This is a genomic window from Nocardioides immobilis (assembly GCF_003515065.1).
In the GTDB taxonomy this organism is placed as follows: Bacteria; Actinomycetota; Actinomycetes; order Propionibacteriales; family Nocardioidaceae; genus Nocardioides; species Nocardioides immobilis.
In genome coordinates this window covers 1-26673 of sequence record NZ_QXGH01000018.1, presented here as the reverse complement: position 1 = coordinate 26673, position 26673 = coordinate 1, and the positions used below count along the sequence as shown (strand labels likewise).

The following is a 26673-nucleotide window of genomic DNA, read 5'->3' as shown; positions in this document are numbered from 1 at the left end:
CAGCGATGCCGGGGTCCTGTCAGTTTCGTCAGTGCCGTCCGCCGCGTCCATGGGACATGCTCGGCGAGTAGGCCGGCACGAGTCAGGAGTGGTCACGACATGAGCCAGAGCAATGGACCGCTGTTGTCCGAGCGGCTGGGTGTCATGGTGGCCGAGACGCAGCTGGATGGCTTGCCGTCCGACGTGGTCGAGTACGGCAAGCGACTGTTGCTCGACACCTTGACCTGCATGGTCGGCGGGCAGGCCTTCACGGCCCGGCAGCAGGCGATGGTGAACGCGGCCACGGCGTGCGGTGGAGCCGGGACCTCGACCGCGCTGGTCTCCGGGGAGCAGCTCTCGCCCATGGGTGCCGCCATGGTGAACTCGGAGGCGGGCAGTGTGCTCGCAGCCAGCGACAGCTTCTTCTTCAGCCACGCCTCCACGATGATCCTCGCCAACGCGCTCGCGCTGACCGAGGCGAAGGATGGCAACGGTAAAGAGCTGTTGATGGCCTACCTGATGGGCCTCGAGACGGCATGTGTGCTCAACATCATGGCGCCGTCGAACCTGCCTCCCACGAGCGTCGGCGCAGCGGAGAAGAGGGTGACCGACGCCCAGCGGAGCTCGGCCAGCAGGCTCAACTACGTCGCGATCGGAGCAGCCGCCGCGGCTGCTCGCGCCATCGGCCTTGACGCCGTCCAGACCGCGCACGCACTGAGCATCGCCGCCGTCACGGCGCCGCCCCGCGCGGCGCCGCCCACGACGCGCCAGCGCAGCGTCAACTACATGTCCTACTACCCCCAGACGCAGACCTCGATGGCCGCCGCGCAGGTGGCGAAGCACGGCTTCACCGGCCACCTCGACGTGCTCGAGCAGCTCTTGGACACCCCGCTGTCCGACAACGTGCGGCAGGTCGACCAGCAGCGGGTCGCGGGCCGGATCGGCAGCAGGTGGTGGATCCTCGAGGACTCGATCAAGCGCTACCCGTCCTGCCGCTACGTCGGCGGCCCCCTGGAGCTCTTCGAGAAGATCCGCGACCGCGAGCAGCTGACGGCCGACGAGATCACGTACGTCGGGGTCAGGGTGACACCGCTGGTCGGCAACTTCGGTCCGATCGCCGATGCGAGCTACGAGCCGGACGCGGACGACCCGGACACGCTGCTGGACCTGCCGTTCAACACCCCTTACCTCATCGCGATGCTGGCCTACGGCTACCCGCCCGGGCCGGAGTGGTACGACCCGCAGAAGATCGCCGATCCGTCGGTGCGTGACTTCATGCAGCGCGTCCGGCTCGAGATCGACGAGCCGGCCGGGGAGGCGCTGCGCGAGAAGGCCACCGCCTCGGAGCACCTCCGCGTCGCGGAGAGCGGTGCCACCGGGCTGGTCGTCGAGGCGCGTGGCGCTCGGTTCGAGGAGACGTGCGGCCACGTCTACGGCGACCCGTGGTCGGAGGAGACCAGGGCGACCGACGAGTTCCACACCGAGAAGGCGCGGAACTACCTCGATCCCTTTCTGCCTGCGGGCCGTGCCGAGCAGCTCGTCGAGCACGTGCTGAGCATCGAGAAGACCGAGAGCCTGACGCCGCTGGTCGCGCTGTTGTCTCGATGACGTCCGACGGGAGCCTGGACCGTTGCCTCAGGTCGGCGAGTGTGCGATCATTGTATTCAATCGTGCACACCTTTAAGTGTGACAAGGGCCGCCGCGAAGCCGGCGGTCGTTCTACAGAGTCTGGAGTGGGTACGCATGGTCGGTAGGACGTCGTCGCCGCGGGTGATCGTCATCGGAGCGGGTTTTGCCGGGGTGACGATGGCGGTCAAGCTCAAGAAGGCAGGGTTCGACGACTTCACGGTGTTGGAAGCGGCCGATGGCCCGGGTGGGACATGGTGGCTGAACCACTATCCGGGGGCCGAGGTCGACGTGAACTCGACGGTGTATTCGCTGCCGTACCGCGACCACGTGTGGACGCGCACGCACGCTCGGCAACCTGAGCTCATGCGCTACATCGACGAGACGCTCGACATGTTCGACGTGCGCGATCACTTCCGGTTCGGTGTCAAGGTGCGAGAGGTGCGATGGGACGACGCCACGCACACCCACACCGTGACGACAGCCGCAGGGGAGCAGATCGAGTGCGATGTCGTCGTCTCCGCCGTCGGTCTGTTCAGTGATCCGAAGGACCCCTCGTGGCCCGGTCTCGAGAAGTTCCGAGGCCGGGTCTTCCACACCCAGCAGTGGCCCGACGACCTTGACGTGACGGGCAAACGGGTCGCCGTGGTCGGCACCGGCGCTTCGGCGGTGCAGATCATTCCGACGATCGCGCCGGACGTGAAGCAGCTGTACGTCTTCCAGCGCGAGCCGGGGTGGGTGCTCCCCAAGGGTGACCGTGACTACACCGAGGAGGACCTCAAGGAGCTGAACAACCCCTGGAGGCGCAAGTGGCGCCGTCTGAAGATGATGGCGAAGAACGAGATCGCCTACCTCTACCGTCCTGTCTACATCCTCGGCAGCGAGCGCAACGAGAAGGCCAAGGCCCTCGCGCTGCAGTACCTGGAGACGACCTTCGCGGACCGGCCGGACCTCAAGGAGGCGCTGACGCCGAAGTACGCGTTCTCGGGCAAGCGGCGCATCCTGACCGACGCCTACTTCCCGGCACTGAAGCGCGAGAACGTCGAGCTGGTGCCGCACAGCGTGTCGGAGCTGACCGAGACAGGGATCGTCGACAGCGAAGGTGTCGAGCGCGAGGTCGACATCGTAGTGGCAGCGATCGGCTTCAAGGCGAGCTCGTACCTGTCAACGCTGCAGGTGTACGGACGTGACGGATGCGACCTGCACGAGCAGTGGCGCGAGGGGGCTTACGCGTTCCTCGGGACAGCCGTCCCGAACTTCCCGAACTTCTACATGCTCTACGGACCGAACAGCAACGGCGCGGCGCCGATCACCTGGTTGCAGATGCAGCAGGCGGGCTACGTGGTGGCGAACCTCAGGCGCATGAAGAACGGCGGCGTCACTGCGATCGACGTCAAGCAGTCGTGGACGACTGTCTACAACAAGTGGCTGCAGCGCCGACTCGCCAAGACCGCGTGGGTCCACGGCAACAACTACTTCAAGGGCCCCAAGGGACAGATCGTGACCCAGTGGCGGGATGGGCTCGTCGTCTACTCCCTTCTCCTGAAGCTCCTTCGCCGCCCAGCGTCCGTCACCCGCTAGCCGCGGCGACGCCGCGACGACCGCACGAAAGGCCGACTCATGTCAGACCGGCAGCCCGCCCCGGCGTTGGCCGCCCGCCTCGACGAGCTCGAGCGTCGCCTCGCCGACCTCGAGGACGAGCGGGCCATCCGCGAGCTGCTGACGCGCTTCGGCTACGTGATGGACGTCGGCAGCGTCGATGACTTCGTGGATCTGTTCACTCCGGACGGCGCCGTCGACCTGGCCATGGGTTCCTCCTACGGCGAGTTCGCCGTGACGCGGCGGTGGGAGGGAAGCGAGCAGCTGCACCAGTTCCTCGCCGATCCCGAGGGGCTGTGGGACAGGTCCTGGTACGGCAACGTCATGCACGTTCAGGGCAACAATGTCGACATCACGGTCGAGGGCGAGGACGCCACCGCCCGCAGCTATGCCTTGAGCGTCGTCTTCCGTGAGGCAAAGGTCCAGCTGATCGGCGCATCGGCGAACCGCTGGCGGTTCAGGAAGGTCGACGGGGTGTGGCGGATCCGCGAGCGGGTGTTCCGCCCGGTGGCCCACGAGGAGTTCGCCGCCATGTTGCTCGGAGACGGCCAGTACGCCGCTCCTCGGTGGTGACCCGTCGCGAGGAATAAGGAACACTAGAGTTCTGTTCATATAAAAGTTTACATATATTCTGCACAACTACCACCCGGAGGAAGCACCATGCCCGTACTCGAGTTCAAGGACCCGAACACCAAGATCCTGGCTGCCCAGGAGGGGTTCCTGGTCAGCGTCATGAACGATGGGAACCTGCCGCGGCGGTTGATGGAGATCATCCGGCTGCGCATCGCCTTCCACAACCAGTGCCGGACCTGCATGGCGGTCCGCTACGAGGACGCGATCGAGGACGGGGTGACCGAGGACCTGGTGTGCTCACTCGAGAAGCCGCACGAGGCCCCCGACCTCACCGACGCAGAGCGTGCGGCGCTGCGCTTCGCGGACCTGTTCGCCACGAACCACCTCGCCATCGACGAGGCACTCGTGGCAGAGCTGCGCCGCCACTTCTCCGAGCGCGACATCCACGAGATCGCCTACAGCTGCGCCTGCTTCGTCGCCGGGGGCCGACTGTCCGCGCTCTCCTACGGTGTCGACGAGCTTCCCGAGTACTTCCAGAGCGACCCGACGTCGGGCGAGCGCCTCACTCCCTGGGGCACGCAGGAGACCGTGGTTATCCAGAACTTCACGCCGACAGAGACCGCCAACGCGTGAACCTCCTGGCGGCCGGCCTCCTTCGCGTAGGGAGCCTCCCGCCAGGTGAGAAGCGCCGTGTGGCTGGGTGCCGCCGTGGACCGGTCACACCGCTCGGGATCGTAAACCTCAACGGGATAGGAATTCAGCATGGGACGCATGGACGGCAAGGTCGTCTTCATCACCGGAGCCGGACGCGGCCAGGGGCGCTCGCACGCGCTGGTCCTGGCGAGGGAGGGCGCCGCCGGCGTCGTCGTCACCGACATCTGCGAAGACATCCCTGAGATGGCGCCCAACACCACGGCGACGCAGGCCGACCTCGACGAGACCGAGCGCCTCGTCAAGGAGATCGGCGTCCCTTGTCTGGCCATCAAGGCGGACGCCCGCCGGTCCGAGGAGATGGCAGCAGCGGTCCAGCGCACGATCGAGCAGTTCGGTCGCATCGACGTGCTGGCCGTCAACCACGGTGTGGCCGCCGCGCGGAACTGGCAGGACCAGACCGACGAGTTCTTCGACGCCACGATCGAGACCGATCTGTCCGCGGCCTGGCGGGTCACCAAGGCTGTGCTGCCGCACATGGTCGAGCAGGGGTCCGGCTCGATCATCTTCACGTCCTCCGTCTCCGGCGTCCAGCCGTTCCCGACGCTGACGGCGTACAGCGCCGCCAAGGCCGGCCTGATCGGGCTGATGAAGTCGTTGGCCAACGAGCTGGGCCCGCACTCCATCCGGGTCAACGCCGTGCTCCCGGGCGCCACTGGCACGTCGATGCTCCTCGACCAGCACGTCCTGGATGGGTTCCGCGGCGGGCCGGGTGGGACGATCGAGGACGTGCGGTTCCCTGCACGCGCCACGTTCCTGCTGCCCGTCGACTGGCTGGATCCCGAAGACATCTCCCACGGGGTGCTGTTCCTCGCATCGGACGAGGCGCGGCGCGTGACCGGTGTCGTCCTGCCGATCGACGGGGGCACCCTCGCCGGCGCTCCCGGCATTCCTCCCGTTGCTGCTGAGCGCATCGGCGCGCTCCAGTGGCAGATCGACAACCCGCAACCGCGCTGACCTGGCTTCGCGCCTGGCACGCCCCGCTCGGAGGGGCGTGCGAGCGTCGGTCAGCCGGCGTCGGCCCGGCGGTGCGCTGCGTCGGCCAGGTTCTGGATGCGCGACGGGTAGTAGGCGCGCATGCCGTCGATGATCTCGTCGGTCAAGCCGTCCGACTCGGGAGGAGAGACGACCCACTCCACTTCGGTAGCGGTCTCGGACGCCTGCGACAGGGTGATCCGGGCCGAGAGGCCGATGGTCGCTGGCCGGACGCTCTCGGTGACGCTGTAGACGAGGGTGTGGGTGCTCTCGTCGAGCTCGTCGAGCCGCTCCGTCGCTCCTCTCCCGTCCTTGAGCGTGACCCTCCGCAGCGACCCCACCCCGGAGCCCTCCGTCTCGCACGTCGACAGCCCGGGGTGCCACTCCTGGAGGCCGGCGAAGTCGGAGAGGATGGCCCAGACCTCGTCGATGGGCCGGTCGATCGTGCCGCGTGCGGTGATGTCCATTCAGATTTTCTATCAGTCGTCGCCGTCGGTGGCGACTGGCTGTAGCGCCAGTGCCGTCCGCGCCGGATCACGGTGAGACTGGACGACGCACGAGGAAAGGAGCCGATGATGGACGCTTCCTGTCCCCAGCCGGGGCTGAGCGGCAAGGTCGTCGTGGTCACCGGCGCGGCCAACGGCCAGGGCGCGGCCGAGGTCGACCTCCTGGCGCGCAGTGGTGCGCACGTCGTCGCACTGGACATCGCCGAGCCGGAGCCCGGCACGGTTCCCGACGGCGTGCAGTTCGTCCGCGGTGACGTGTCGGACCTCGATCAGTGGCAGGCGCTGGCGAAGTCGCTGGAGCAGCAGTACGGCCGGGTGGACGGACTGGTCAACAACGCGGCCATCTCAACTCCCAGGCCGCTGTTGACGACGCCGATGAACGACTACCACCGCGTCATGGCCATCAACATGACGGCGCCCCTGATGTCGATGCGCGCGCTGACCCCGCTGATGGGGGCAGGGTCGTCGATCGTCAACATCGGGTCGGTGGCGAGCATGGGAGCCAATCCGGGTCCTTACACCGTGAGCAAGTGGGGCATCCGCGGCCTGACGAGAGTCGCCGGGCTCACCTACGGCACCCGCGGTATCCGGGTGAACCTGGTCAATCCGGGACTGATCGACACCAAGATCGTGGCGGGCATGAACGAGACCAAGCGTGCGGCCGCGATCGCACTGACGACGCTGGGGCGGATCGGGCAGCCGCGCGACGTGGCGTCGATCGTGGTCTTCCTGCTGTCGGACCAGGCCTCATACATCAGCGGCGCGGAGATCACCGTCGACGGCGGCCGGTTCGGCCAGTCCGGCGCCAAGCCCTTCGCCGATGCCATCAAGGAGGGCCGATGAGCGCGGACCTGACCGGAAAGCTCGTGGTGGTGAGCTCGATGGGCACGCAGGTGGGGGTCGGCATCGCCGGAGGGCTGGCCGCCGCAGGAGCGCAGGTGATCCTGGCCGACCGGGCGACGCCAGCGGCGGAGCTGCCCGAGGAGATCGGCTTCGAGGTGCTCGACGGCGCCGAGCCCGCGAGCTGGACGCGTCTCGGCCGCACGCTCGAGGGTCGCCGGGTCGACGGCTACGTGCACTGCGGCAGGTTCGACCACCATGTGGGGATCGACGACGTGCAGCTGGACGACTGGAACAACGTCATCGCAGTCAACCTCACGGCCGTCGTCCTGGGACTGCAGACCCTGGTCCCGCTGATGCCCCCGGGTTCCAGCATCGTCAACATCGGCTCCGCGACGGCGTTCACGGCATTCCCCTCCGTCAGCGACACGGCAACGGCGTGGGCCCTACGCGGGTTGACGCACGCAGCGGACCTGGAGCTGGCCGACCTCGGGATCCGGATCAACGCGCTGCACTGCGGCTTCTTCGCCGAGGACCTGTCGGAGGCCCCGTCGGACTTCGAGGCCATCGCGATCAGGTCGACGACGCGCGGCCGGCTGGCGGAGCACCGCGACGTCGCGTCGTTCACCGCGTTCCTGCTCTCCGACGACAGCCAGTTCATGACGAGTGGCGACATCCGACTCGACGGCGGAGCGACCCCCCACGCGGGTTCCCGTATGGCCAAGGCCGGGATGACCGAGTGAGGCTGTGATGGCCCGGAGGCCGTCCAGCACGCGGACGACGGTCTTCGTGCTGGCGATGGGAGTCGGTGCCTTCGGCTTGTTGCAGTCCCTCATCCTCCCGGTGCTGCCGCAGGTGCAGCAGAGGTTCGAGACGGATCAGTCGACGACCGCCTGGGTCCTGACGTCGTACCTGCTGTCCGCGGCGGTGGCGGCCCCGCTGATCGGTCGCATCGGGGACGCCGTCGGCAAGCAGCGGATGTTGATCGTGACGCTCGGGCTGCTCGCCGTCGGATCCGCCATGGCAGCGCTCGCCCCCACGATCGAGTGGATGCTGGTGGCGCGGGTCGTGCAGGGCCTGGGCGGCGGGGTCATGCCGCTGTCCTTCGGCATCATCCGCGACGAGGTGGCGGCGGCACGGGCGCCCGTGGCGATCGGGATCGTTGCCTCCCTGGTGTCGGCCGCCTTCGGCATCGGCATCGTCCTCGCGGGTCCGATCGTCGAGGGGCTCGGCTACACGTGGCTGTTCTGGGTGCCGTCGATCGTCACGGCGCTGGCCGCGATTGGCGCGTTCGTGTTCGTCCCGGAGTCGCCGGTGAGACTGGTCGGCCGCATCAACCCGATACCCGCGTTGCTGCTCTCCGGGTGGCTGGTGCTCCTGCTGCTCGCCGTGAGCGAGGGGAACGACTGGGGGTGGGGCTCCCTGCGGATCCTCGCGATGCTCGGCTCAGCCGTCGTGCTGTTCGGGGGATGGGTGTGGGTCGAGCAGCGCATCAAGCTCCCGCTCATCGACATTCGACTCATGAGGTCGCGCGGGGTCTGGACCGCCAACGCCGTGGCCTTCGCCGTGGGCTTCGGCACCTTCGCCTCCTTGGCGTTCTTGCCGCAGATGCTGCAGGCGCCCACCCAGACCGGCTACGGCTTCGCCGCCACGATCACGGCCTCGGGTCTCGTCCTGCTGCCGGCCTCAGCTCTCGGGTTCGTGATGGGATGGATCGCGCCTCGTCTCGTCCGCCGGTTCTCGGCCAGGTCGGTCATCTGCGTCGGCGCGGCCTCCAACGCCTTCGCCTACGCAGCGGTCGGGCTGTTCCACGGGGAGCTGTGGCAGGTCGGACTGTGGATGGTGGTGCAGGGCATCGGCAACGGCTGCGTGGTGTCCAGCCTCGCCGGCGTCGTGCTGGGCGCGGTGCCTCCCCACCAAAGCGGGGTGGCCAGCGGGATGAACTCCAACATCCGCCTAGTCGGAGGTTCGATCGGCTCGGCGGTCATGGCCGGTATCGTCACCGCGCGCTCTGACGGGCACGGGTACGCGCTGGAGGCAGGCTACCGCAACGGATTCCTCGCGCTGGCGGTCGGCGCGCTGGCGGCCGTCGGGTTCGCACTGCTGATCCCGGCCCCCGAGGTCCTCCGCGCCCGTGGGCAGCGGGCGCCCTACAGGCTGCGGAAAGCCCGCATAGCCGTGTCCGACGAGGCGTCCACGACGCGGTCGCCGTAGGGCTCCAGGACTCGCGACTGGGTCGCGGCGAGGTGGTCGGCCGCGATGCTGGCCACCTTCTCGGCGTCGCCGGCGATCAATGCGGTGACGATGTGGCGGTGAGAGTCCAGGGCCTGGTGCTGCTGCTGGGGAAGGGGGTAACGCCCCTCCGCCGCGGCGATGTCGGCCCAGGCCTTCTCCTGGATGGACCAGACGGCGACCAGGCTGCGCACGACGAGCCGGCTCGTCTGGTTCGGCGACCAATCGACCATGATGTGGTGGAAGGATCGTGCCGCCGTGGTGAACTTCGTGCCGTCCCCCACGACGGCCTCGCTCTCGGCGATGCTCGCCTCGAGCGCTGGGACGACGGTGGACATCCGGTCCTCGCGGCTTGCGCAGGCCGCCGCGCACCGCGGCTCCAGATCGCGGATGGTCTCAGCCAGGTCGGCGAGCTTGATCCCTTGTCCCTGGAGTGACAGGCCCAGGGCGTAGGCGGCGGAGGACCAGTTCGGCGGATGGATGAACGCCCCACCGATCTTGCCGCGTCGCACCGTGATGAGGCCCTCGGCCTCCAGGATCCGCAGTGCCTCCCGTAACGACGGACCGCTGACGCCGTACTCCTCGGCCAGTTCGTTCTGCTTGGGCAAGGGCCCCGCGGGGTAGGTCCCCCGCAGCACTCGCCGGCGGATGTCGGCGGCGATCGTCTCCCCGATCCGCTCCTGCAACCGGGAGGGCCCCTTGGTTTCTTGCACAGCGTCTCCGTTATCCCGTCAGCCTTCCAGTATCCGGCAGCGTAACGGAAAGACTTGCAAGTTTTGCATCTTTGAGGCCGTTCCTGACGGGTTGTTGCGTGACGTCACCTGAGCGCGACCGTGGCGGTCACGGTGGTGCCGCGGCCCGTCGACGCGACGGTCAGCTGCCCGCCGTGGCGCGCGAGGGAGCGCCGCATCGAGGCCAATCCGTAGCCCTCGACTCCTCGTTGGTCGCCAACCCCGGCGCCGTCGTCGGAGATCACGAGCTCGATCTTCTCGGGTCTGACCGCGACGCTGAGCAGCACGTGGCGGGAACTCGCGTGCTTGGCGACGTTCGTCAGACACTCGCGAAGGACGCGAAGCATCAGATGCGACACCTCGTCCGGGACGTCGCGCGGCTCACCGGCAAAGGTGTCGTCGATCTCCAGCCCGTGGTCGCGACGCATCCGCTCGACGATCTCCCCCACTCCTGCACGCAACTCAGGCGTGACCGGGTCGGAGCGATCAACGATCATCTGTCGCAGGATCTTGTCGGCCGACGCCGCCAGCTCGCGCGACCGCAGGAGGCGATCGTGCGTCTCGGCCTCACCGGTGCTCTCCACTGCGAGATCCAGGTTCAACTGGATGCCGTAGAGCAGTTGCACCACGTCGTCGTGCAGGTCGTCGGCGAGGCGTTCCCGTTCGTCGACTTTGGCCAGCTGGATCCGTTGGTGCCAATGGCGTTCGCTCGACGCCTGCAGGGCGAACAGGCTCGCGACGCGCTCCAGGGCGGCGCGTTCCTCCGCATCGAAGCGGTTCGACCGGCGCAGCGCCAGCAACGTTCCGATGTGCTCGCCACTGAGCCGGATGGGCACGACGAACAGGCATCCGTCGGAGGTGTCGCTGATGTCGACGGAGTGCTCGAAGGAATCCGACAGCGGCTCGCCGAGATCCGCGAGCACTCGGGCCACGTAGTCGGCCACGTCCGGATCGGCGGCGACAATGTCGTGCGTGCCGTCGCGCTCGATGACCAGGGCGCTCGCCCCCACGGTGCGCTTGAGATCCTCGACGCCGCTCACGAGGTCGCGCAGACCGGACTCCTTGCTCGTGTTCGCGACGGCGACCGCGATCGCGGACACCGAAGCGGTCAGGTCGCCGCGTTGCCGCAGACGAGCCGCTGTGCGTGCGAACTCGACGACGGTGGCCAGGTGTGGGGCCAACCGCTCGATCATCTCGAGGAGCTCTGGGGACGGATGGTCTTCCATGGCGATCGACAGGACGCCGATCCGGCGTCCGGCCGCATTCAGCTGGATCTGGACCAGCCGCTCGATCTCGAACCGGACCGGCTGATCCTTCAGGACACCCGGATCGGTCAACGCGCGATCAGTCACCCACGACGTCCCGGTGAGAAAGACCCGGACCGTGCTGCTGCGCAGATCCGTGAGGCTCGTCTGCCACATGTCGACGGGAAAGGTGCTGGAAACCATCCTGAGGACGTCCTGGCGCTCGTCCCAAAGGGCAAGTCCCGATCGCACGTTCCCGAAGACCGAGGCGAGCACCGGATCGAGCATCGCGCTCAGCTCGTCGATCCTCGTCACTGAGGCGGCGCGACGATTGACCTCGTCGAGCGCTTCGAGCAGACCGTCGAGGTAGCGAGAGGCCGCGGGTGCCCGCGGGGCGAGCGCGACCGCGAAATGCCGCGCGAACGCGTCCGCCAGGGAGCGCTCGTCCGCCGAGAAGTCGCCACGGTCACGCAGAGCCGCGACAACGCCCACGAGCAGTCCGTCCTGGTGCACGGGGGCGATTAGCCCGACGCGAAGGGCTGTGCCCTCGAGACCCTCGTCAGGGAGACCATCACCGGGAACGACCTGACGTGCCGTCGTGGTGGCTGACCGGTCGAAGGCGGCGCACCACTGCGCCCCCAAGCGCGCCAGGGCCTCGGTGTCGATGGGTTCGAACCCGTCGGCCACCAGGACGCTCGTGCCGCCCGTACCGGTGCGGGTGAGGGACAGGACGTTGGAGGAGAGCGCGCGAACCGCGGTCCGCGCCAGGTCCACGATGCTGGGTGACCAACCATCCGGATGGGACACGCTCACCGTCGACCGCCACTCACGTTGTCGGAGGCGCGACCGAGCCGAGGAAGCGTTCGTCGGGCGGTTGGACGTACCCCGCCTGAATGGCCTTGGCGATCAGGTCGGTCTTGGAACGAGCCCCGAAGCGGTTCTTGAGGTTCTGGATGTGGAACCTGACGGTGGACTCGCTGATGAACAGCCGAGCGCCGATCTCGTGATAGGTAAGTCCGTCGGCCGCGAGGTCGAGCACCGCCTGCTGCTGGGGTGTCGGAGGGGCCGTGGCGACCTGTTTGGACAGCAGGTCGTGAAGCTGTTGGACGATCTGCGGGGCGTCGTGGGGCGCAGCGCTCCGGTGCTCGATGATCACCTCGTCGAGGGTCTTGCGGAGGGCGGCGAGTCCCGACCCCTTCGTCAGGTAGCCGGCCGCTCCGGCCGTGAGTGCCTGGCGCACGAGCCTCTCGTTCAGGTAGGAGCTGAGCATGATCACCCGGAGGTCGGGCCGGGCGCGCAGGAGCTGACGACAAACCTCGTCGCCGGACATGTCGGGCAACCGGAAGTCGACGATCGCTACCTGCGGACGGGTGCGGGCCGCGATCTCGAGCGCGGAACGACCGTTCTCGGCGGTGCCGACCACTTCGTAGCGGGGATCGCTCGCCAGGACGGAGGACAGACCCTCGCGCACGACCTCGTGGTCGTCCACGATCAAGATCCGGACGGCACCGACCGAATCATCCGGCATAGAAGGAGTCTCGCAGAGCACCGGCGTGAGCGAAAGCGATGGCAACCTACCGGAGTCCGCTTCTCTAGACGAACGGCTGTCCGCACAGCACGAGGCTGCGAGGTGCGCTGGAGTTGAAGCTGTCGAGGTCGGCGTGCCCATCTCGGCTCTCGATGGCCTCCAGGAATTCCTTCTTCGACTCGAAGGTGATGATGGCGACACCGGCGTACGACGGTTCACTGAACGTCTGCTCGAACTGGTCCAGCTCCTCGTCGATAGGCCAGATGACGTAGTCGATCAACCCGGGCAGTGCCAGGACCTTGGGGACGTGAAGCTCGGTCCACCACGCCCTCCACTCGGTGACCGAGAGTTCTTCGGGCCGGCTCAGGAGTCCGATCACTGAGTACATCCGGGGGGCTCCTCGGGTTTCGGCGTCAGCCGGCGGCGAGCGCCGCCGGGGCCTCTGTGATGGTCCACCCGGTCGTGCGGGGCGTCAACGGATCGGAGGTCGTCCGCCGCGAGGACTAGCGGAATCGACGGGCGAAGAGGGGTCGCGGCGCCTCTACGCTCGGAAGACACGGTCAACACGAGGAGCTCCAGGTGCAGAACGACGATCACGACACGGCTCAGGGCCGACGGCCGCTGCGTTTCGCCCTGTTCACCACGAACTCCCCGTCCGGCTTCCCGGGCTCGCCCTGGAGCCAGCCTCTGGCACGCGACCACGACTATCGCTCGCTGGACTCCTGGATGGATCTGGCGCGCAAGCTCGAAGCGGCCCGGTTCGACACGATCTTCTGGGCCGATCACTCCGGCGTGTACGACACCTATGAGGGATCACGTGACGCAACGGTGCGCCAAGCGGTCCAGTTCCCGATCAACGACCCCTCGGCACTCGTCTCGGCACTCGCCACGGTCACCGAGCACCTCGGCTTCGCCTTCAGCGCGAACGTGATCCAGGAGCCTCCCTTCAGCTTCGCCCGCCGCGTCGCCACACTCGACCACCTGACGAAGGGGCGTGTGGCCTGGAACATCGTCACGTCGTTCCAGATGTCGGCTTGGCGCAACGTCGGGCACGAGACGGTGGCGGGTCACGCCGAGCGTTACGCGCGCGCGGCGGACTACGTCGACGTTGTCTACAAGCTGCTCGAGGGCAGCTGGGAGGACAGGGCCGTCGTCCGCGACCTGACCACCGGGATCTACGCAGATCCGTCCGCTATCCACAGCATCGATCACGTGGGGGAGTTCTACAGCTCAGCGGGACCAGCCGTCACGGAGCCATCTCCGCAGCGCCTGCCAGTGCTCTTCCAGGCGGGTAGCTCAAGCGATGGGCGAGCCTTCGCGGCACGCAACGCGGAGGCGATCTTCATCGGTGCGAAGAACCCCCGTGGGGCAGCCTCGGTCATCGACGACATGCGCGCTCGCGTCCGTGACGAGGGCCGGCACTCCGACGACCTGCTCGTGTTCCAGCAACTGTCGTGCATCGTGGGTCGCACCGAGGAAGAGGCCAAGGCCAAGGCCGAGGAGCTGCGGGCGTCCATCAACGACGAGGCGAACTTGGCGTACACCAGTGCGACGATGGGTCTGGACCTGAGTGCGGTGGACCTGGACACCCCGATCGGACAGCTCGACACCGACGCGATGCAGGGCAAGCTGCGCGCGCTGGCAGAGGCTGCGCCGGACAAGGCCTGGACCTTCCGCGAGGTCGTCTCCACTCTGACGGCGCCCCAGGTGGTGGGGACCGGCGAGCAGATCGCCGACTACGTCGAGGCGTACGCCGCAGTGGGCGTGACCGGGATGAACGTCGCGTTCCTCAACGGTCTGGGTGAGCTCGAGGACTTCACGCGGTACGCCGTACCCGAACTGCAGCGTCGTGGCCTGATGCAGACCGAGTACCTGCCGGGTACGTTGCGAGAGAAGTGGTCCGGATCGCCCCGGGTCAACGAACGGCATCCGGCAGCGAGCTACCGCCGCATTGCAGCAGAGATCGGTCACTCGTGACGCCCAAGGGCGGGACGATCACACCAGAGGCCTTCCGACGGGTCCTCGGGCAGTTCCCCACCGGGGTGGCGGTCGTGACGAGCGTCGGCCGCGACGGGAAACCCGTCGGTATGGTCGTGGGTTCGTTCACGTCAGTGTCGTTGGACCCGCCATTGGTCGGCTTCCTCCCCGCGGTGACATCGACGACCTGGCCGAAGATCGAGGCAGCCGGCAGGTTCTGCGTCAACATCCTCGGTGCCGAGCAGGAGCGCTTGTGCCGGGACTTCAGCCGGTCGGGGTCGGACAAGTTCGCCGGTGTGTCGTGGTTCCCCTCGCCGGGGGGCGCGCCGGTGCTCACCGACTCCCTTGCGTGGATCGACTGCGAGATCGACCGGGTCGACCCGGCTGGAGACCATGTGATCGTCCTCGGCGCCGTCACCGGCATGCAGGCGCAGTCGCAGTCTTCGCCGCTGGTGTTCTTCCGGGGAGGCTACGGCGGCTTCCGGCCCGGTGCCCTCGTCGCGGGTGATCCCCAGGGTGACCTGGTGATGCCCTTGCGCATCGTCGATCTGGCCCGGCAGGACATCGACGCACTGTCCGAGCGGTGGAGCACCCAGTGCGCCGTGACCGCGATGGTCGGCGACGAGGTCGTGGTCCTTGCGGTCGCCGGAGCGGCGGAGGGTGCCGCATCGAACGCATTCATCGGGGGGCGCAACCGGGCGGTGCCGCCGATCGGCGCGTCGTTCATGGCGTGGCAGCCCGACGAGAGGGTGGCCGCCTGGTTGCGGTCGGCCCCGCCCGATCAGGACGGTGAGTCCTTGCTCGCGCGCCTCAAGGCGATGAAGAACCGCGGTTATGCAGTGTCGCTCGAGGGTGGCGCGGTCCGCGACTGGCAGCAGGTGATGGCCGGCGCGACGGCCGGCGACCCTGCTCACCGGCACCTGCCGGAGAACCTGACCCAGTCGTTCGGGGCCCAGTTCGAAGCGGCCGACGCCGACCGTGTCCGCAACGTCCACGTCCCGGTCCTGGGTCCGGACGGCCGGGTGGGGGTCGTGCTGAACGTCGGAGGTTTCACCCCGCTCGACGCCGCATCGTTGTCCGACCTCATCGCCGACGTCCGCACCGTGGCCGACAACATCAGCCGTCGAGTGGCGGTCCAGAGCTGACGGTGCCCGCCCGTGGCCGGCACGCCGAGACCAGACCTGCCGTCCGGGACGCCCACCACCAAGGAGATGCAGCACATGAAGCCGTTCAGGCGAGCAGCAACACCGGCTGTCGCGGGTGAGCTGAAGGACGCGAGGATCATCGCCCGCGGCCTTGAGTTTCCCGAGGGGCCGGTCGCCATGTCCGACGGCAGCGTGATCCTCGGGGAGATCAAGGGTGGCGCGATCACCCGGATCGATCCGGACGGGACGGTCGAGCGGATTGCAAGCTGCATCGGGGGGCCGAGCGGGCTCGCCCTGGGGCCCGACGGCGCAATGTACGTCTGCGCCAGTGGCTGGTCCCCTGATGGAAACATCGGCGGGCGGATCGACCGTCTCGACCTGAAGACGGGGACGGTCGACGTCCTCTACGACGGGTTCGAAGGCAGGCGTCTGTCAGCCCCGAACGACATCGTCTTCGACCAGCACGGCGGGTTCTACTTCACCGACTACGGAGCTGTCACTCCGACCAATCACGAGCGGGGCGCCCTCTACTACGCCTCGATCGACGGGTCGAGCATGGTGAAGCTCAGGGACGCGCACTTCGGCCCGGTCGGGATTGGCTTCCCCAACGGGATCGGCATCACGCCCGACGGGCAGAACCTGCTGTACGTGGAAACCTTCACCGCGCGGCTCTTCTCGAGCCGGATCGTGGCGCCTGGCGTCCTCGACGCGGAGCAGTCGGTGGACGACAGCTTCCTCTTCGGCGCCAACGGGGTCGAATGGTTTGACGGCCTCGACGTCGATGCAGCGGGGAACGTGTGCGTAGCAACCCTGCGGAGCGGCTGCATCACCGTCGTGGCACACGACGGATCGGCCGCGAGCCTGGTTGGTCTGCCTGAGGAGGTGTGGGAGCCCCTCCCCACGAACCTGTGCTTCGGCGGGCAGGACAAGAGCACGGTGTTCGTCACCCTCTCGGCCTCAGGCACTCTCCTCGAGGCGCCTTGGCCGGTGATCGGCGCCGCACGGCCCGCGAGCAGCGCCTGACCGAGCCCGCGCGCAGCGATCCCAGATGCGTCGGGCCTCTGGGCTCGGGACCTTGACACCTAAACTTTTTAAAGATTAACATGAAGAACCGTCGAGAGAGCGGAGACAGAATGCTCGACTACACCGAGTCCCCGGAGGTCCTTGATCTGCGGTCGAGGATTCGTCACCTGATCGACGAGATGATCCCGGACGGTTATCTCGGCGCGTTCACCGACGACCCGAACGACCTGAAGATCGCCGAGGAGTTCTGTCAGGCGCTCGGTCGTCACCGTCTCCTCGCGTTGGCGTGGCCCGTGGACTTCGGCGGAGGCGGCGCCTCCTCCTGGGAGCAGACCGCGCTCCGTGAGGAGATGTGGGCTGCTCATGAGCCTCGCGGTGCCCAGTACATGGGGATCAACTGGGTGGGCCCGGTCATCATGCGGCACGGCACGAAGGAACAGCAGGAGGCGTTCCTGCCACCGATCGCCGCCGGCGAGGTCATCTGGTGCCAGGGGTTTTCCGAGCCGGGCGCTGGTTCCGACCTCCCCGCCCTCCGGACGTCCGCCCGCCGCACCGAAGGGGGGTGGCACATCAACGGCCAGAAGATTTGGACGTCGTACGCGCGCATGGCGCAGTGGTGCTTCCTCCTGGCCAGGACCGGGGCTCCGGGCGGCCGCAAGGACGGCATCACCGTCTTCCTGCTCGACATGCAGCAGCCCGGCGTCGAGGCGCGGCCCGTGCACAGCATGCTCGGAAACCATCACTTGAACGAGATCTACTTCACCGACGCATTCGTGCCGGATGCGCAGGTGCTCGGAACGGTCGGCGACGGCTGGTCGATCATCACCGACGTCCTGGCCTTCGAGCGCGTCGGAATCGCGCGGTACGCCCGATGTGAGCGGCTACTCTCCGAGGCCCCCACGGCACTGGCCGACCGGTGGCAGACGATGCCCGCTGGCCTGGTCGCCCGGTGGGCCCGCGCACTGGTACGCACGCGAGAGGCTCGCCTGCTGGCCTACAAGGTCGTCGACCACCAGAACCAGGGTGGGCTGAATCCCGCCGACGCCGCGGCTTACCGCATGGCGGTGACCACGCTCGACCAGGAGGTCGCGGAGGTCCTCATGGACCTGGTGGGACCGAAAGCCCTGGACGCCCGATCGGACCAGCCCGAGTTCCAGCGAGCCGTGGAGGATCACTGGCGTTATGCCCAGGCCTCCACGGTGGCCTCCGGCACGATCGAGATGCAGAAGCAGCTCCTGGGCAAGAAACTGGTGTCGCTGTGATCAGCCGGTTGTCAGCAGAGGCCATCGACCTCGGCGCAGGTGTGCGCTCGGTCCTGGCGGGGGCAGGCGGAGTCGAGCTCGTGCGTCGATACCTCGTCGACCCCGCGTCACGTGAGCAGGAGATCGAGTCATTGCTGCAGCCCCTGGGGCTGTGGGACCTCGACGTGACCGACTCGCAGATCGAGCTCGAGGCGGCCGCCGAGGCCTGTCGGGTGGGGGGCACGACGGCGTTGCCCTATCCGATCGCCGAACGTCTCGCCAGCGGTTCGGCCGGCTCCTGGGCGACTCTGGTGGACGGTCCGGGACCGGCGCTGATCGCACACGGCGACCTCGAGGGTCCCTGGCAGGCGCTCGACCTGGCCGGACGGACCTTCACCGTGACCGGTGCCGGCGGTGGAGTGGTGGGGGGCAGGCTCGCGCCGTTCCTCGGCGCTGTCGAGGTGAGCACCAGTGACAGCGTCGATGATCCCGCTCTCGCCGCCCGGGTGGGGACGTTGCAGTCGTGGTGGTTGCTCGGGGTCCTGCAGCGCGCGGTCGACGACACGCGTGTCTACCTGACGGAGCGCGAGCAGTTCGGTCGACAGCTGGCCCAGTTCCAGGCACTGCGCTTCCAGCTGGCCGACATGTCAGTGGCCGTCCAACGCTCCGAGGAGCTGGCGAAGTACACCGCGTGGTCACTGGCCCACCACGATCCCTCCGAGCAGGTTGTCGATGCGATCGCGTTACGGCAGGGGCTGATCCAAGCATGCGAGACGGTGTTGCGGGGAAGTCACCAGCTCTATGGCGCGATGGGCTTCTGTGATGAGACCGATGTGTCCATCTTGTCGAGGTTGAGCCACTCCGTGCGGCGACTGCCGGTAGGCGAAGAGGATCTCGCGACGCTGCTCGGAACGATGATCCTCGATCGCGGGTTCCGTGGACCCTTTGCCACCCTCGGCGGGCCGATCGAGGCCAGGGCGTGACGGTGCGCGCTGTCGAACGTCCGGCCGACCTGCGCGGGTGGTTCGGCGATCATGTCGAAGAGCTGCGTGCGTTCGTCCCGGTTGACGGCGAGTCGCTCGACGACCGGGTCGCGCGAGGCGCGGCGATGCTCGGTTTCCTCCACGGCGCCGGCGTGATGGGCCGGGGGTGGCCGGAGGCCTGGGGCGGCGCGGGTGGCACGGCCATCGATCGCGCGCTGGTCTACGACCTGCTTGTGCGCAGCGGCCTCGACCTTCCGGAGTCGCTCGCGCCCCTCGAGGTCCTCGGCTCCGCGCTCTCCGCTTATGCCCCGGAGCTCGCGGCCACCCACGTGCCGCGGGTGCTTCGGGGGCAGGAACTGTGGTGCCAGGGATTTTCCGAGCCAGATGCCGGCAGTGATCTCGCGAGCCTGAGGACCCGGGCACACCGGTCGGCGGAGGGCTGGGTGCTCACGGGCCAGAAGGTGTGGACCTCGCTCGGCCACCTCGCCGACTACTGCGGGGTGCTGGCTCGCACCGGCACCACGGACGAGCGTCACCGCGGTCTGACTCTGTTCTGGGTCGACATGCGGGCGGACGGAGTGGGCGCGCGGCCGCTCCAGACCCTGACTGGCGAGGACGAGTTCGCGGAGGTGTTCCTGGACGAGGTGGTCGTCGACGACAGCTGCGTCATCGGCGAGGTCGGCCAGGGGTGGGCCGTGGCGATGCACCTGTTGCAGTACGAACGCGGCATGTGGGCCTGGCAGCGTCAAGCCATGCTCCACCAGGCTCTCGAGATCGCGATGGCGCACGACGAGATGGATGAGGTCCCCGTCGATGCCATAGGGCACGCCTTCTGCGTATTGTCATCGGTACGGGCTCGCAGTGCGCGAACCATCGAGCGGCTGAGTCGCGGTGAGATCGTGGGACCCGAGGTCAGCATCGACAAGATCCTCCTGGGCCGGGCGGAGCAGGCGGTCAACGACGTCGTCCGGCTGGCGCTCGGTCGTGACTTCGCGACGTCGGACGCCGCGGCCGCCGAGCGTGCCCGCGGTGCGTGGTTCTACAGCCGGGCCGCGTCCATCTACGGGGGAGCCGTCGAGGTGCAGCTCGACCTGGTGGCTCAGCGTGTCATCGGGCTGCCGCGAGGCACGCGGTGATGGAGGACATGGAGCAGGACCTGCGCGACTCGCTGCGAGCGCTGATGGGCTCCCGGTCCTTCTTGGACGCTGAGACGTTGTTCGACTCGGGGTGGGACGAGGTCTTAGAGGAGAGCCCGCGGCTGGCCGTCCGGACGTTGTTCGAGGAGGCGGGTCGCGGCGCCGTGGCGACGGCCGGTCTCGACGTGCTGATCTCTCTGGCCCTCGCGCCAGAGCGCGAAGTGCTCCGTGTTCTCGCCGTGCAGAGCCGCTCGCTCGAGGGCGTCGACGAGGACGGGGTCGTCATGGTCGAGCGAGCCGTGGTGACTACTGACCCGGACGTCGTGGTGATCGTGGATCGTCGCGGTGCTGACGTCGTCGGCGCCGCCGAGGTCGAGCCCGGCACCGGCTGGACTGTCGAGCAGGTCGCCGGCGCAGATACCGACTCCAGGCTGCGCCTGCTCTCGGGCCGCGGGCGGATTCGACGCCGACTGTCCGCCCCGGAGACGGAGGCGATGGACCGGATGGTCCTGCTCGCCCTGAGTCACGAGCGGTGCGGAGCAGCGCGGGGACTCCTCGACGTCGCGGTCGGCCACGTCCGGGAGCGACACCAGTTCGGCGTTCCGATAGGAAGTCTGCAGGCCGTCCAGCACCGTCTGGCCGGCGTCGAGGTTGCCGTGGAGGCGGCGCTGTCGTCATTGGACGCGGCGTGGGACACGGACGACGAGGTCGCGACGCTGGTCGCCGTCGCAGCGTCGGCGAGGGCGTTGTCGGAGGCGGTGCGCGACTGCCTGCAGGTGTGTGGGGGGATGGGCTTCACCGACGAATTCCCTCTCGCCAGGCTGATGCGGCGCGCTGTCGTGCTGGAAGGATCGGGCCCCTCGACACGCGACGCGGAGACCGCGATCGGACGGCGCTTGGTCGAGTCCGGAGTTGTCAGGATCGGCGAGATCGATCGACCTACCGAAGGACAAGCATGAGCGACGCGACTCCCAAGTTGGTCAGGGTCGTCGACGCCTGGATCCAGCCGTGGAACGACGTCGTGGTCGATGCCCTTCCGTGGCAGACGCTCAACGTCCTGCGCCGCTACGGCCAGACCAGGCTGATGGAAGGCGTCAGCCTCGAGGAGATGTACGACGAGCTCGACCGGTCGTCCGTCGACGTGTTCCTCGTCTCCGGGGGGCCGGCGACGCCGGCGTCCGAGGTCTTCAAGACCCTCGATGCGCGGCCCGACGACACGGTGGGAGTCGTCTGGGTCGACCCGACGCAGGGGATCACCGCCTCGTTGCGCGAGCTTGAGCGGATCGTCGCCGAGCACCGGGTCTGCGGAGTGAAGCTGGAGCCGTTCTATCTCCGCCGTGATCCCACGGATCGAGTCTTCTACCCGCTCTACGCCAAGTGCGAGGAGCTGGGCTTGACGCTCCAGACGCAGGTCGGAGGGACGGGTCCCCTCTTCCCGTCATCCACGGGACGACCGCTGCACATCGACGACGTCGCTTTGGACTTCCCGGACCTGTCGATCGTCTGCGGGCACGTGGGCTCGCCGTGGGCCGAGGAGATGATTCACGTGGCGTGGAAGCACGAGAACGTCTACATCGACACCTCGGCACGGCTTCCGCGACACTTCGAGCCCGGCTTCAGCAAGTTCCTCCGGTCCTACGGGCAGGACAAGTGCATCTTCGGCACCGACTGGCCCCTGCTCGACTTCGACTCGACCCTCGCGCAGGTCGACACGCTGGAGCTGGAGCCCACGGTGCGCACCAAGTTCCTGGCCGGCAACGCGATCCGGGCGTTCGGGCTAGGGCGGTTCGGGTTCGAGGCCGTGCGGGACGACTCATGAGCGCGCGCGACTCGATGTTCTCCCTCGACGGCAAGAGGATCATCGTGACCGGGGCGACCGCCGGCATCGGCCGCAGCCTGGCGGGGGCGCTCGTCCGGCAGGGCGCGCAAGTCGTCCTGCTGGCGCGGCGCAAGGAGCTGCTCGACACCGTTGTCGCCGAGCTCGGTGACAACGCCAGCGCGATCGCGGTCGACCTCTCCGATGCCGGGGATACCCGATCCGCCATCTCCGAGGCGATCGACACCATGGGCGGGGTCGAGGTGCTCGTCAACAACGCCGCCTACATCGCCGGCGGGCGGCGGGCCGAGGACGAGACGCTCGAGGACATCACGCAGACGTTGAACGTCAACCTCGTCGCGCCGATCGTCGCTGCCCAGACCGTGTTCCCCTTCATGAAGGCGGCAGGAGCAGGGTCGATCATCAACGTCACCTCGGTGGTCGCCTCGGTAGGTATCGGACGTCTGCCGCAGGCGGTCTACAGCGCGAGCAAGGGCGGGCTCACGGCAATCACGAGGGAGTGGGCGGCGCAGTGGAGCCGCTACGGCATCCGGATCAACGCGCTCGCTCCCGGCTTCATCCGCACCGAGATGACCGACGCGACCCTCGAGGTCGACAAGATCCGCGACTGGGTCGAGGCCAACACGATGCTGCCCCGCATCGGAACGCCGGAGGACTTCGACGGCATGGTCGTCTACCTGGCCAGCGACAGCAGCTCGTTCGTCACCGGCCAGGTGTTGACCGTCGACGGCGGTTGGACGGCGCGATGACCGCCATCCGCGGACGGATCACGTGCGGGTTCTCGACGGGCCCTGACAGTTCGAGAGCTGAAGGAGACCAGTGATGGGCGAACGCCTCACGATCGCCGTCATCGGCGGCACCGGACCCCAGGGCCGCGGTCTGGCCTACCGGTTCGCCCTCGCCCAGCACGATGTGGCGCTCGGCTCCCGTGATGCAGGCCGCGCGAGCGAGAAGGCCGACCAGCTAGCCGGGAAGATCGTCATTAGCTGGGTGAACCCGTTGGGCTTTGACCGGGCCGGGCCGTTCGGCCTGGTGCTGGAGGAGTCCGCGGCGCAGGAGGCCCAGCGCTTGGTCCCGTCGGCGAGGGTCGTCGGCGCGCCGACGCGGTGAACATGGGACGCGGTTCATGGCGACGGACGAGGCTCCGATCCACGAGAACGTCAAGGCCCAGATCGTGGCGAACTCGGAACGGGACACTGTGATGGTCTTCCGAGAGTTCAAGAACAGCGCGCGGGTGGCGAGGAACGAGATCTCCGAGCAGGTGGCCGAGATCGGGTCCCGTCCCGGTGTGGCTTTCGCCGACGTGGCCGAGCTCGCATCGGGTGTGCGCGGCCGGGCAAAGGTTCTGGTCGAGGGGGACGTCGAGGGCGGCATGTGGTGGGCCGGCCAGACCCAGGGTCTGATCCACGAGGTGGACTCGGTGAGGGTCCGCAGCATCATTCGCGACGCGGAAAGAACGATCGACCGCCTTCCGGAGCTGGTCCACACCATCGACAGCGCGCACGTTGATGGGGAGCGATGATGAGTCAACGACGCTTCTGGACGACGACGTGAGCGACCCGATCGCGCTCGGCCTCGACCTCGCCTCCACGACGTCGCCGAGCGTGCCGCCGCTCCCAACGGTGCTGGTACCCGTCGGGTCTGTGGAGCAGCACGGCCCACACCTGCCGCTCGACACAAACACCGTGATCGCGACCGCAGTTGCAACTCGTGCCGCGGAGGTGCTCCACGCTGACGGCCGTTCGATCCTGGTCGCGCCCGCCATCAGCTATGGGTCCAGCGGCGAGCACCAAGACTTCGCCGGAACCAGCTCGATCGGCCAAGCGGTCCTCCAACAGACGATGGTGGAACTAGCCCGGTCGATGCGAACTTGGGCTGCTGAGGTGGTCTTCGTGAATGCTCACGTCGGAAACCTGGAGTCCTTGAGATCCGCAGTTCGCCAGCTTCTCGATGAAGGCCATGACGTCGGTTGGGTGGCGTGCTCCCTCGAGGAGCCCGGTCTTCACGCCGGCCGTGTCGAGACATCGCTCATGCTGTACCTCGCCCCGTGGAATGTGCGCCTGAAGCGCGCGGAGGCCGGCAACACCCACGCATCGCCCAACCTCCTGGCCGAGATCAAGGCTCGTGGCGTCAGAGCCGTCTCGGTGAACGGTGTGCTGGGTGATCCGACAGGAGCGAGCGCGAACGAAGGTAAAGCTGCGCTCGACACCATGGTCAGCGACGTGCTGCGCGCCGTTCAAACCGTTGCCGGCCACAAGCGGTCCGAAGCAGCCGACGTGAAGGGGTGAGCCGATGTGAGGACCTCCTTGGTCCCGGATGTGCCCCAGCACCGATCTGGTGGTCGGCGGACCGACACCTAGTCCTGGCCGGCCCTCCCAGCCAGACGAACAACTCACATCGAAGGAACTTCCTACAATGACCACCTCCCCCTGCCGGGCGCCGGTCTCATGACCCAGTTTGCTCACCCGGTCTTGGACGGCGTACCAACCGGCCTCCTGGTCGCCGGTGAGTGGGTGACCACTGGTCGCACCCTGGACGTGCGCGACCCGGCCACCGGCGGTGTTCTTGCCTCAGTCGCCGACGCCACTGTCGGCGAGGCCATCGACGCCGTGGCCGCCGCGCACACGGCCTTCCCCGGCTGGGCTGGTACGGCGCCGAGACTACGTGCCGAGATCCTGCGCTGCGCCTACGAGATCATGGCCGCAGAACAGCAGCAGTGCGCTCGGCTGATCGCCCTCGAGAACGGCAAGGCCTGGGCCGACGCGATGGCCGAAGCGGCGTACGCCGCCGAGTTCTTCCGCTGGTTCAGCGAAGAAGCGTCCCGCATCGTTGGCGACTTCCGGCTGGCTCCCAACGCCGACAAGACGATCATCGTCGACCACCGCCCGATGGGCGTGGCGTACATGACCACGCCGTGGAACTTCCCGGCGGCGATGGCGACCCGAAAGCTTGCTCCCGCGTTGGCCGCCGGCTGCACGGCAGTGCTCAAGCCGGCCAAGGAGACCCCGCTGACCGCGCTCTGGGTGGCCGAGGTGCTGCAACGAGCCGGCGTTCCGCGGGGGGTGGTCAACGTGGTGACCACGTCCGACCCCGGAGGGCAGTCAGCAGCCGTCCTGGCGGACGAGCGGGTGTCCACGCTCTCCTTCACCGGTTCGACGTACGTAGGCAAGCTGCTTCTCGAGAAGACCGGCCAGCGGGCGCTGCCGGCCTCCATGGAGCTGGGAGGCAACGCCCCGCTGCTGGTGTTGGAGGGAGCGGACCTCGACACCGCTGTCGAGGGTGCGATGGTGGCCAAGATGCGCAACGGCGGATCCGCGTGCACTGCGGCCAACCGGTTCTACATCCACGAGTCGCTCGCAGAGCCGTTCGCGACTGAGTTCGAACGGGCTTTGGCTGGACTGCGGGTCGGTCCCGGCATCGACCCCACCAACGACCTCGGCGCTCTGGTCAGTACTGCCGAGCGCGACAAGATCCTGGATCTCCTGAGTGCCGCCGAGGACGAGGGTGGCCGCGTCGCGACGACCTCGAGAGTGCCCGAAGAAGGCGCCTTCATGGCGCCGTGCCTGGTCCGCGGCGTCGAGCACGGACAAACTCTTACGCGCCAGGAGATCTTCGGTCCGGTCGCGCCGATCGTGACCTTCGAGACCACTGACCAAGCGGTCGCGATGGCCGACGACAGCCAGTACGGCCTCATCTCCTACGTGTTCGCCCCGGACTCAGGCACGGGGATGCGCGTCGCCCAGCGGATGGAGTCCGGGATGGTTGCCGTCAACCGCGGCACGGCCTCGGATCCGGCGGCTCCGTTCGGTGGCATGAAGGAGTCCGGCTTGGGCCGCGAGGGCGGATTCGCCGGGATCCACGAGTACTTGGAGACGCAGTACATCGCCGTGGACCTGTGATGCGAGCTAGGGAAGAGCTGGAGGGGACGCGTGGGTTTCAGTGTGGAGCGTGACCTGATGTGCTTCCACGTCGTGTTCAGGGGCACAACGACTGCACCTATCGTCGACCACAGTCCGTGAAGGAGCACGACGTACTCCCAAGACTTGCGCATGAAGATCGGAACATGAGTGCCGTCGTTGATCCCGCGTCCGATCAGCGATGCAGCCAGCTGGTCGCGGAGCCACGCGCGAGTTGTTCGAAGCTGAGGACACCGTCCTCACTCACGACTGCTGGCGAGGCCCCATGCAACGATCCGTCAGCGCCCCGAAGTAGTAGCTGCCGCCGAGCGGGTCAGCCACGTGGAACTGGGGAATCATCGAGTCGATCAAGTCAGGATGGCTCGAAGAGATGTGCCACGAGATCGACGATCGAATCGATGACGAGATGGCGTCGGGAGGCTTCATCATGGTGGGAGTCAACGCTCACCAGCGCGAGGAGGAAGAGGTTCCTGGCCCTTCGAGTTCGACACCATGCTGATGACTCAGCACCTGGCGGACTTCGCCACCTTCAAGACTAGTGGCGACATGGACAAGCTGCGCAGCGCGCTCACGGTGCTGCATGAAACGGCTCAGGGCGACCGCAACATCATCCCTGCGATGTTCGACGCTTTCGACGCCAGCGCCACTGAGGGCGAGGTCTGGGGGACGTTCCGCGGGGGTAGCGGCTACGCATCCGATCCATTCGGCATGGTCCACTCGCCGCTGGAGCCGACGAGGGGGACCTAGGGCGTGTCTCCTATGTTCCGGAGCGTGGGGCTGTTTTGATGCGGTCATGTCTCGCGAACGGGTGCTTTCTGACGATCAATGGGAGCGGATCTCGCCGCTGATGCCGTCCTCGGACGGGGTGAA

At 67.7% G+C, this 26673-nt stretch carries 28 protein-coding genes and 1 pseudogene; 22 read left to right on the top strand and 7 right to left on the bottom strand.

Going from position 1 to position 26673, the window contains the following annotated elements; translation table 11 throughout:
- Positions 1-99: 99 nt before the first annotated feature.
- The 5 genes from D0Z08_RS14735 (at position 100) to D0Z08_RS14715 (ending at position 5445) form a co-directional block, all read left to right on the top strand.
- Complete coding sequence (locus D0Z08_RS14735; protein WP_118926017.1) at positions 100-1587, top strand: MmgE/PrpD family protein; 1488 nt, start codon at positions 100-102, stop codon at positions 1585-1587.
- A 135-nt stretch (positions 1588-1722) separates the two neighbouring features.
- Positions 1723-3186 (top strand): flavin-containing monooxygenase, encoded by a 1464-nt coding sequence (locus tag D0Z08_RS14730; protein ID WP_118926016.1) that lies wholly within the window; start codon positions 1723-1725, stop codon positions 3184-3186.
- A gap of 39 nt (positions 3187-3225) precedes the next feature.
- Positions 3226-3777 carry a nuclear transport factor 2 family protein gene (locus D0Z08_RS14725; protein ID WP_118926015.1) on the top strand — a complete coding sequence of 184 codons (552 nt, stop codon included), beginning with the start codon at positions 3226-3228 and terminating at the stop codon, positions 3775-3777.
- A gap of 87 nt (positions 3778-3864) precedes the next feature.
- The gene (locus D0Z08_RS14720; protein WP_118926014.1) at positions 3865-4410 is read left to right on the top strand and encodes a carboxymuconolactone decarboxylase family protein; all 546 of its coding nucleotides are present in this window, start codon (positions 3865-3867) and stop codon (positions 4408-4410) included.
- A gap of 129 nt (positions 4411-4539) precedes the next feature.
- Positions 4540-5445, top strand: coding sequence for a mycofactocin-coupled SDR family oxidoreductase (locus D0Z08_RS14715; RefSeq protein WP_118926013.1), 906 nt, complete (start codon positions 4540-4542; stop codon positions 5443-5445).
- Between the two features lie 50 nt (positions 5446-5495).
- Here the strand turns inward: D0Z08_RS14715 and D0Z08_RS14710 are convergent, their stop codons facing one another.
- The gene (locus D0Z08_RS14710; protein WP_118926012.1) at positions 5496-5930 is read right to left on the bottom strand and encodes an SRPBCC family protein; all 435 of its coding nucleotides are present in this window, start codon (positions 5928-5930) and stop codon (positions 5496-5498) included.
- A 105-nt stretch (positions 5931-6035) separates the two neighbouring features.
- On the opposite strand from D0Z08_RS14710, the gene D0Z08_RS14705 reads away from it, so the two are divergent.
- Genes D0Z08_RS14705 through D0Z08_RS14695 form a run of 3 tightly spaced genes read left to right on the top strand, consistent with a single transcriptional unit; the run spans position 6036 to position 9023 of the window.
- On the top strand, positions 6036-6812 hold the full coding sequence (locus D0Z08_RS14705) for an SDR family NAD(P)-dependent oxidoreductase (protein WP_118926011.1): 777 nt from the start codon (positions 6036-6038) through the stop codon (positions 6810-6812).
- Positions 6809-7552 carry an SDR family NAD(P)-dependent oxidoreductase gene (locus D0Z08_RS14700; RefSeq protein WP_118926010.1) on the top strand — a complete coding sequence of 248 codons (744 nt, stop codon included), beginning with the start codon at positions 6809-6811 and terminating at the stop codon, positions 7550-7552. Before D0Z08_RS14705 ends, D0Z08_RS14700 begins: the two co-directional genes overlap by 4 nt.
- Before the next feature lie 7 nt (positions 7553-7559).
- A complete protein-coding gene (locus D0Z08_RS14695; RefSeq protein WP_118926009.1) occupies positions 7560-9023 on the top strand; it encodes an MFS transporter in 1464 nt (487 codons plus the stop codon).
- On the opposite strand, the gene D0Z08_RS14690 is transcribed toward D0Z08_RS14695, so the two are convergent.
- From D0Z08_RS14690 to D0Z08_RS14675, 4 genes are all read right to left on the bottom strand, one after another.
- Positions 8960-9754, bottom strand: coding sequence for a FadR/GntR family transcriptional regulator (locus tag D0Z08_RS14690; protein WP_118926008.1), 795 nt, complete (start codon positions 9752-9754; stop codon positions 8960-8962). The two genes, D0Z08_RS14695 and D0Z08_RS14690, sit on opposite strands and share 64 nt — an antisense overlap.
- Before the next feature lie 104 nt (positions 9755-9858).
- Positions 9859-11508 (bottom strand): sensor histidine kinase, encoded by a 1650-nt coding sequence (locus D0Z08_RS14685; protein ID WP_147381432.1) that lies wholly within the window; start codon positions 11506-11508, stop codon positions 9859-9861.
- A 334-nt stretch (positions 11509-11842) separates the two neighbouring features.
- Positions 11843-12544, bottom strand: coding sequence for a response regulator transcription factor (locus tag D0Z08_RS14680; protein ID WP_182481309.1), 702 nt, complete (start codon positions 12542-12544; stop codon positions 11843-11845).
- Between the two features lie 64 nt (positions 12545-12608).
- A complete protein-coding gene (locus D0Z08_RS14675) occupies positions 12609-12932 on the bottom strand; it encodes an EthD family reductase (RefSeq protein WP_118926005.1) in 324 nt (107 codons plus the stop codon).
- Positions 12933-13123: 191 nt separating this feature from the next.
- Here D0Z08_RS14675 and D0Z08_RS14670 point away from each other — a divergent pair, with 191 nt between their 5' ends.
- The 13 genes from D0Z08_RS14670 to D0Z08_RS14610 all read left to right on the top strand — a co-directional run bounded on the left by D0Z08_RS14670 (position 13124) and on the right by D0Z08_RS14610 (position 25785).
- Positions 13124-14521 (top strand): NtaA/DmoA family FMN-dependent monooxygenase, encoded by a 1398-nt coding sequence (locus D0Z08_RS14670; protein WP_118926004.1) that lies wholly within the window; start codon positions 13124-13126, stop codon positions 14519-14521.
- Entirely contained in the window at positions 14440-15666 is a 1227-nt protein-coding gene (locus D0Z08_RS14665) for a flavin reductase (RefSeq protein WP_118926003.1), read from the top strand. The genes D0Z08_RS14670 and D0Z08_RS14665 overlap by 82 nt, the downstream gene beginning before the upstream one ends.
- A gap of 75 nt (positions 15667-15741) precedes the next feature.
- Positions 15742-16689: an SMP-30/gluconolactonase/LRE family protein gene (locus tag D0Z08_RS14660; protein ID WP_118926002.1), complete on the top strand. Its 948-nt coding sequence runs from the start codon at positions 15742-15744 to the stop codon at positions 16687-16689.
- A gap of 110 nt (positions 16690-16799) precedes the next feature.
- Positions 16800-17951, top strand: a complete 1152-nt coding sequence (locus D0Z08_RS14655) for an acyl-CoA dehydrogenase family protein (protein ID WP_118926001.1) — start codon at positions 16800-16802, stop codon at positions 17949-17951.
- An 80-nt stretch (positions 17952-18031) separates the two neighbouring features.
- Positions 18032-18913, top strand: coding sequence for an acyl-CoA dehydrogenase family protein (locus D0Z08_RS14650; RefSeq protein WP_182481307.1), 882 nt, complete (start codon positions 18032-18034; stop codon positions 18911-18913).
- A complete protein-coding gene (locus tag D0Z08_RS14645; RefSeq protein ID WP_118925999.1) occupies positions 18910-20049 on the top strand; it encodes an acyl-CoA dehydrogenase family protein in 1140 nt (379 codons plus the stop codon). Before D0Z08_RS14650 ends, D0Z08_RS14645 begins: the two co-directional genes overlap by 4 nt.
- A complete protein-coding gene (locus D0Z08_RS14640; protein ID WP_147381431.1) occupies positions 20049-21008 on the top strand; it encodes an acyl-CoA dehydrogenase family protein in 960 nt (319 codons plus the stop codon). The genes D0Z08_RS14645 and D0Z08_RS14640 overlap by 1 nt, the downstream gene beginning before the upstream one ends.
- The gene (locus D0Z08_RS14635) at positions 21005-21868 is read left to right on the top strand and encodes an amidohydrolase family protein (RefSeq protein ID WP_118925997.1); all 864 of its coding nucleotides are present in this window, start codon (positions 21005-21007) and stop codon (positions 21866-21868) included. The genes D0Z08_RS14640 and D0Z08_RS14635 overlap by 4 nt, the downstream gene beginning before the upstream one ends.
- Positions 21865-22635 (top strand): SDR family NAD(P)-dependent oxidoreductase, encoded by a 771-nt coding sequence (locus D0Z08_RS14630; protein WP_118925996.1) that lies wholly within the window; start codon positions 21865-21867, stop codon positions 22633-22635. The genes D0Z08_RS14635 and D0Z08_RS14630 overlap by 4 nt, the downstream gene beginning before the upstream one ends.
- 73 nt (positions 22636-22708) lie before the next feature.
- On the top strand, positions 22709-22996 hold the full coding sequence (locus D0Z08_RS14625; protein ID WP_118925995.1) for an NAD(P)-binding domain-containing protein: 288 nt from the start codon (positions 22709-22711) through the stop codon (positions 22994-22996).
- Positions 22997-23012: 16 nt separating this feature from the next.
- Complete coding sequence (locus D0Z08_RS14620) at positions 23013-23408, top strand: nitronate monooxygenase (protein WP_118925994.1); 396 nt, start codon at positions 23013-23015, stop codon at positions 23406-23408.
- Positions 23409-23436: 28 nt separating this feature from the next.
- Positions 23437-24174, top strand: a complete 738-nt coding sequence (gene mftE, locus D0Z08_RS14615; RefSeq protein WP_245993975.1) for a mycofactocin biosynthesis peptidyl-dipeptidase MftE — start codon at positions 23437-23439, stop codon at positions 24172-24174.
- Positions 24175-24333: 159 nt separating this feature from the next.
- Complete coding sequence (locus D0Z08_RS14610) at positions 24334-25785, top strand: aldehyde dehydrogenase family protein (RefSeq protein ID WP_118925992.1); 1452 nt, start codon at positions 24334-24336, stop codon at positions 25783-25785.
- A gap of 44 nt (positions 25786-25829) precedes the next feature.
- Here D0Z08_RS14610 and D0Z08_RS33735 read toward each other — a convergent pair.
- Positions 25830-25994, bottom strand: a pseudogene (locus D0Z08_RS33735) (AMP-binding protein); the annotation flags it as partial.
- Between the two features lie 52 nt (positions 25995-26046).
- Positions 26047-26232 carry a hypothetical protein gene (locus D0Z08_RS32135; RefSeq protein ID WP_182481306.1) on the bottom strand — a complete coding sequence of 62 codons (186 nt, stop codon included), beginning with the start codon at positions 26230-26232 and terminating at the stop codon, positions 26047-26049.
- Positions 26233-26295: 63 nt separating this feature from the next.
- On the opposite strand from D0Z08_RS32135, the gene D0Z08_RS14595 reads away from it, so the two are divergent.
- Positions 26296-26550: a hypothetical protein gene (locus D0Z08_RS14595; RefSeq protein WP_118925989.1), complete on the top strand. Its 255-nt coding sequence runs from the start codon at positions 26296-26298 to the stop codon at positions 26548-26550.
- The last annotated feature ends 123 nt before the right edge of the window (positions 26551-26673 follow it).

Excerpts from the sequence above, each read along its gene's own strand:
- D0Z08_RS14735 (WP_118926017.1), top strand. The coding sequence starts at position 100 with ATGAGCCAGAGCAATGGACCGCTGTTGTCCGAGCGGCTGGGTGTCATG.
- D0Z08_RS14730 (WP_118926016.1), top strand. The coding sequence starts at position 1,723 with ATGGTCGGTAGGACGTCGTCGCCGCGGGTGATCGTCATCGGAGCGGGT.
- D0Z08_RS14725 (WP_118926015.1), top strand. The coding sequence starts at position 3,226 with ATGTCAGACCGGCAGCCCGCCCCGGCGTTGGCCGCCCGCCTCGACGAG.
- D0Z08_RS14720 (WP_118926014.1), top strand. The coding sequence starts at position 3,865 with ATGCCCGTACTCGAGTTCAAGGACCCGAACACCAAGATCCTGGCTGCC.
- D0Z08_RS14715 (WP_118926013.1), top strand. The coding sequence starts at position 4,540 with ATGGGACGCATGGACGGCAAGGTCGTCTTCATCACCGGAGCCGGACGC.
- D0Z08_RS14710 (WP_118926012.1), bottom strand. The coding sequence starts at position 5,930 with ATGGACATCACCGCACGCGGCACGATCGACCGGCCCATCGACGAGGTC.
- D0Z08_RS14705 (WP_118926011.1), top strand. The coding sequence starts at position 6,036 with ATGATGGACGCTTCCTGTCCCCAGCCGGGGCTGAGCGGCAAGGTCGTC.
- D0Z08_RS14700 (WP_118926010.1), top strand. The coding sequence starts at position 6,809 with ATGAGCGCGGACCTGACCGGAAAGCTCGTGGTGGTGAGCTCGATGGGC.
- D0Z08_RS14695 (WP_118926009.1), top strand. The coding sequence starts at position 7,560 with ATGGCCCGGAGGCCGTCCAGCACGCGGACGACGGTCTTCGTGCTGGCG.
- D0Z08_RS14680 (WP_182481309.1), bottom strand. The coding sequence starts at position 12,544 with ATGCCGGATGATTCGGTCGGTGCCGTCCGGATCTTGATCGTGGACGAC.
- D0Z08_RS14675 (WP_118926005.1), bottom strand. The coding sequence starts at position 12,932 with ATGTACTCAGTGATCGGACTCCTGAGCCGGCCCGAAGAACTCTCGGTC.
- D0Z08_RS14660 (WP_118926002.1), top strand. The coding sequence starts at position 15,742 with ATGAAGCCGTTCAGGCGAGCAGCAACACCGGCTGTCGCGGGTGAGCTG.
- D0Z08_RS14655 (WP_118926001.1), top strand. The coding sequence starts at position 16,800 with ATGCTCGACTACACCGAGTCCCCGGAGGTCCTTGATCTGCGGTCGAGG.
- D0Z08_RS14640 (WP_147381431.1), top strand. The coding sequence starts at position 20,049 with ATGGAGGACATGGAGCAGGACCTGCGCGACTCGCTGCGAGCGCTGATG.
- D0Z08_RS14635 (WP_118925997.1), top strand. The coding sequence starts at position 21,005 with ATGAGCGACGCGACTCCCAAGTTGGTCAGGGTCGTCGACGCCTGGATC.
- D0Z08_RS14630 (WP_118925996.1), top strand. The coding sequence starts at position 21,865 with ATGAGCGCGCGCGACTCGATGTTCTCCCTCGACGGCAAGAGGATCATC.
- D0Z08_RS14625 (WP_118925995.1), top strand. The coding sequence starts at position 22,709 with ATGGGCGAACGCCTCACGATCGCCGTCATCGGCGGCACCGGACCCCAG.
- D0Z08_RS14620 (WP_118925994.1), top strand. The coding sequence starts at position 23,013 with ATGGCGACGGACGAGGCTCCGATCCACGAGAACGTCAAGGCCCAGATC.
- D0Z08_RS14610 (WP_118925992.1), top strand. The coding sequence starts at position 24,334 with ATGACCCAGTTTGCTCACCCGGTCTTGGACGGCGTACCAACCGGCCTC.
- D0Z08_RS32135 (WP_182481306.1), bottom strand. The coding sequence starts at position 26,232 with ATGATGAAGCCTCCCGACGCCATCTCGTCATCGATTCGATCGTCGATC.
- D0Z08_RS14595 (WP_118925989.1), top strand. The coding sequence starts at position 26,296 with ATGCTGATGACTCAGCACCTGGCGGACTTCGCCACCTTCAAGACTAGT.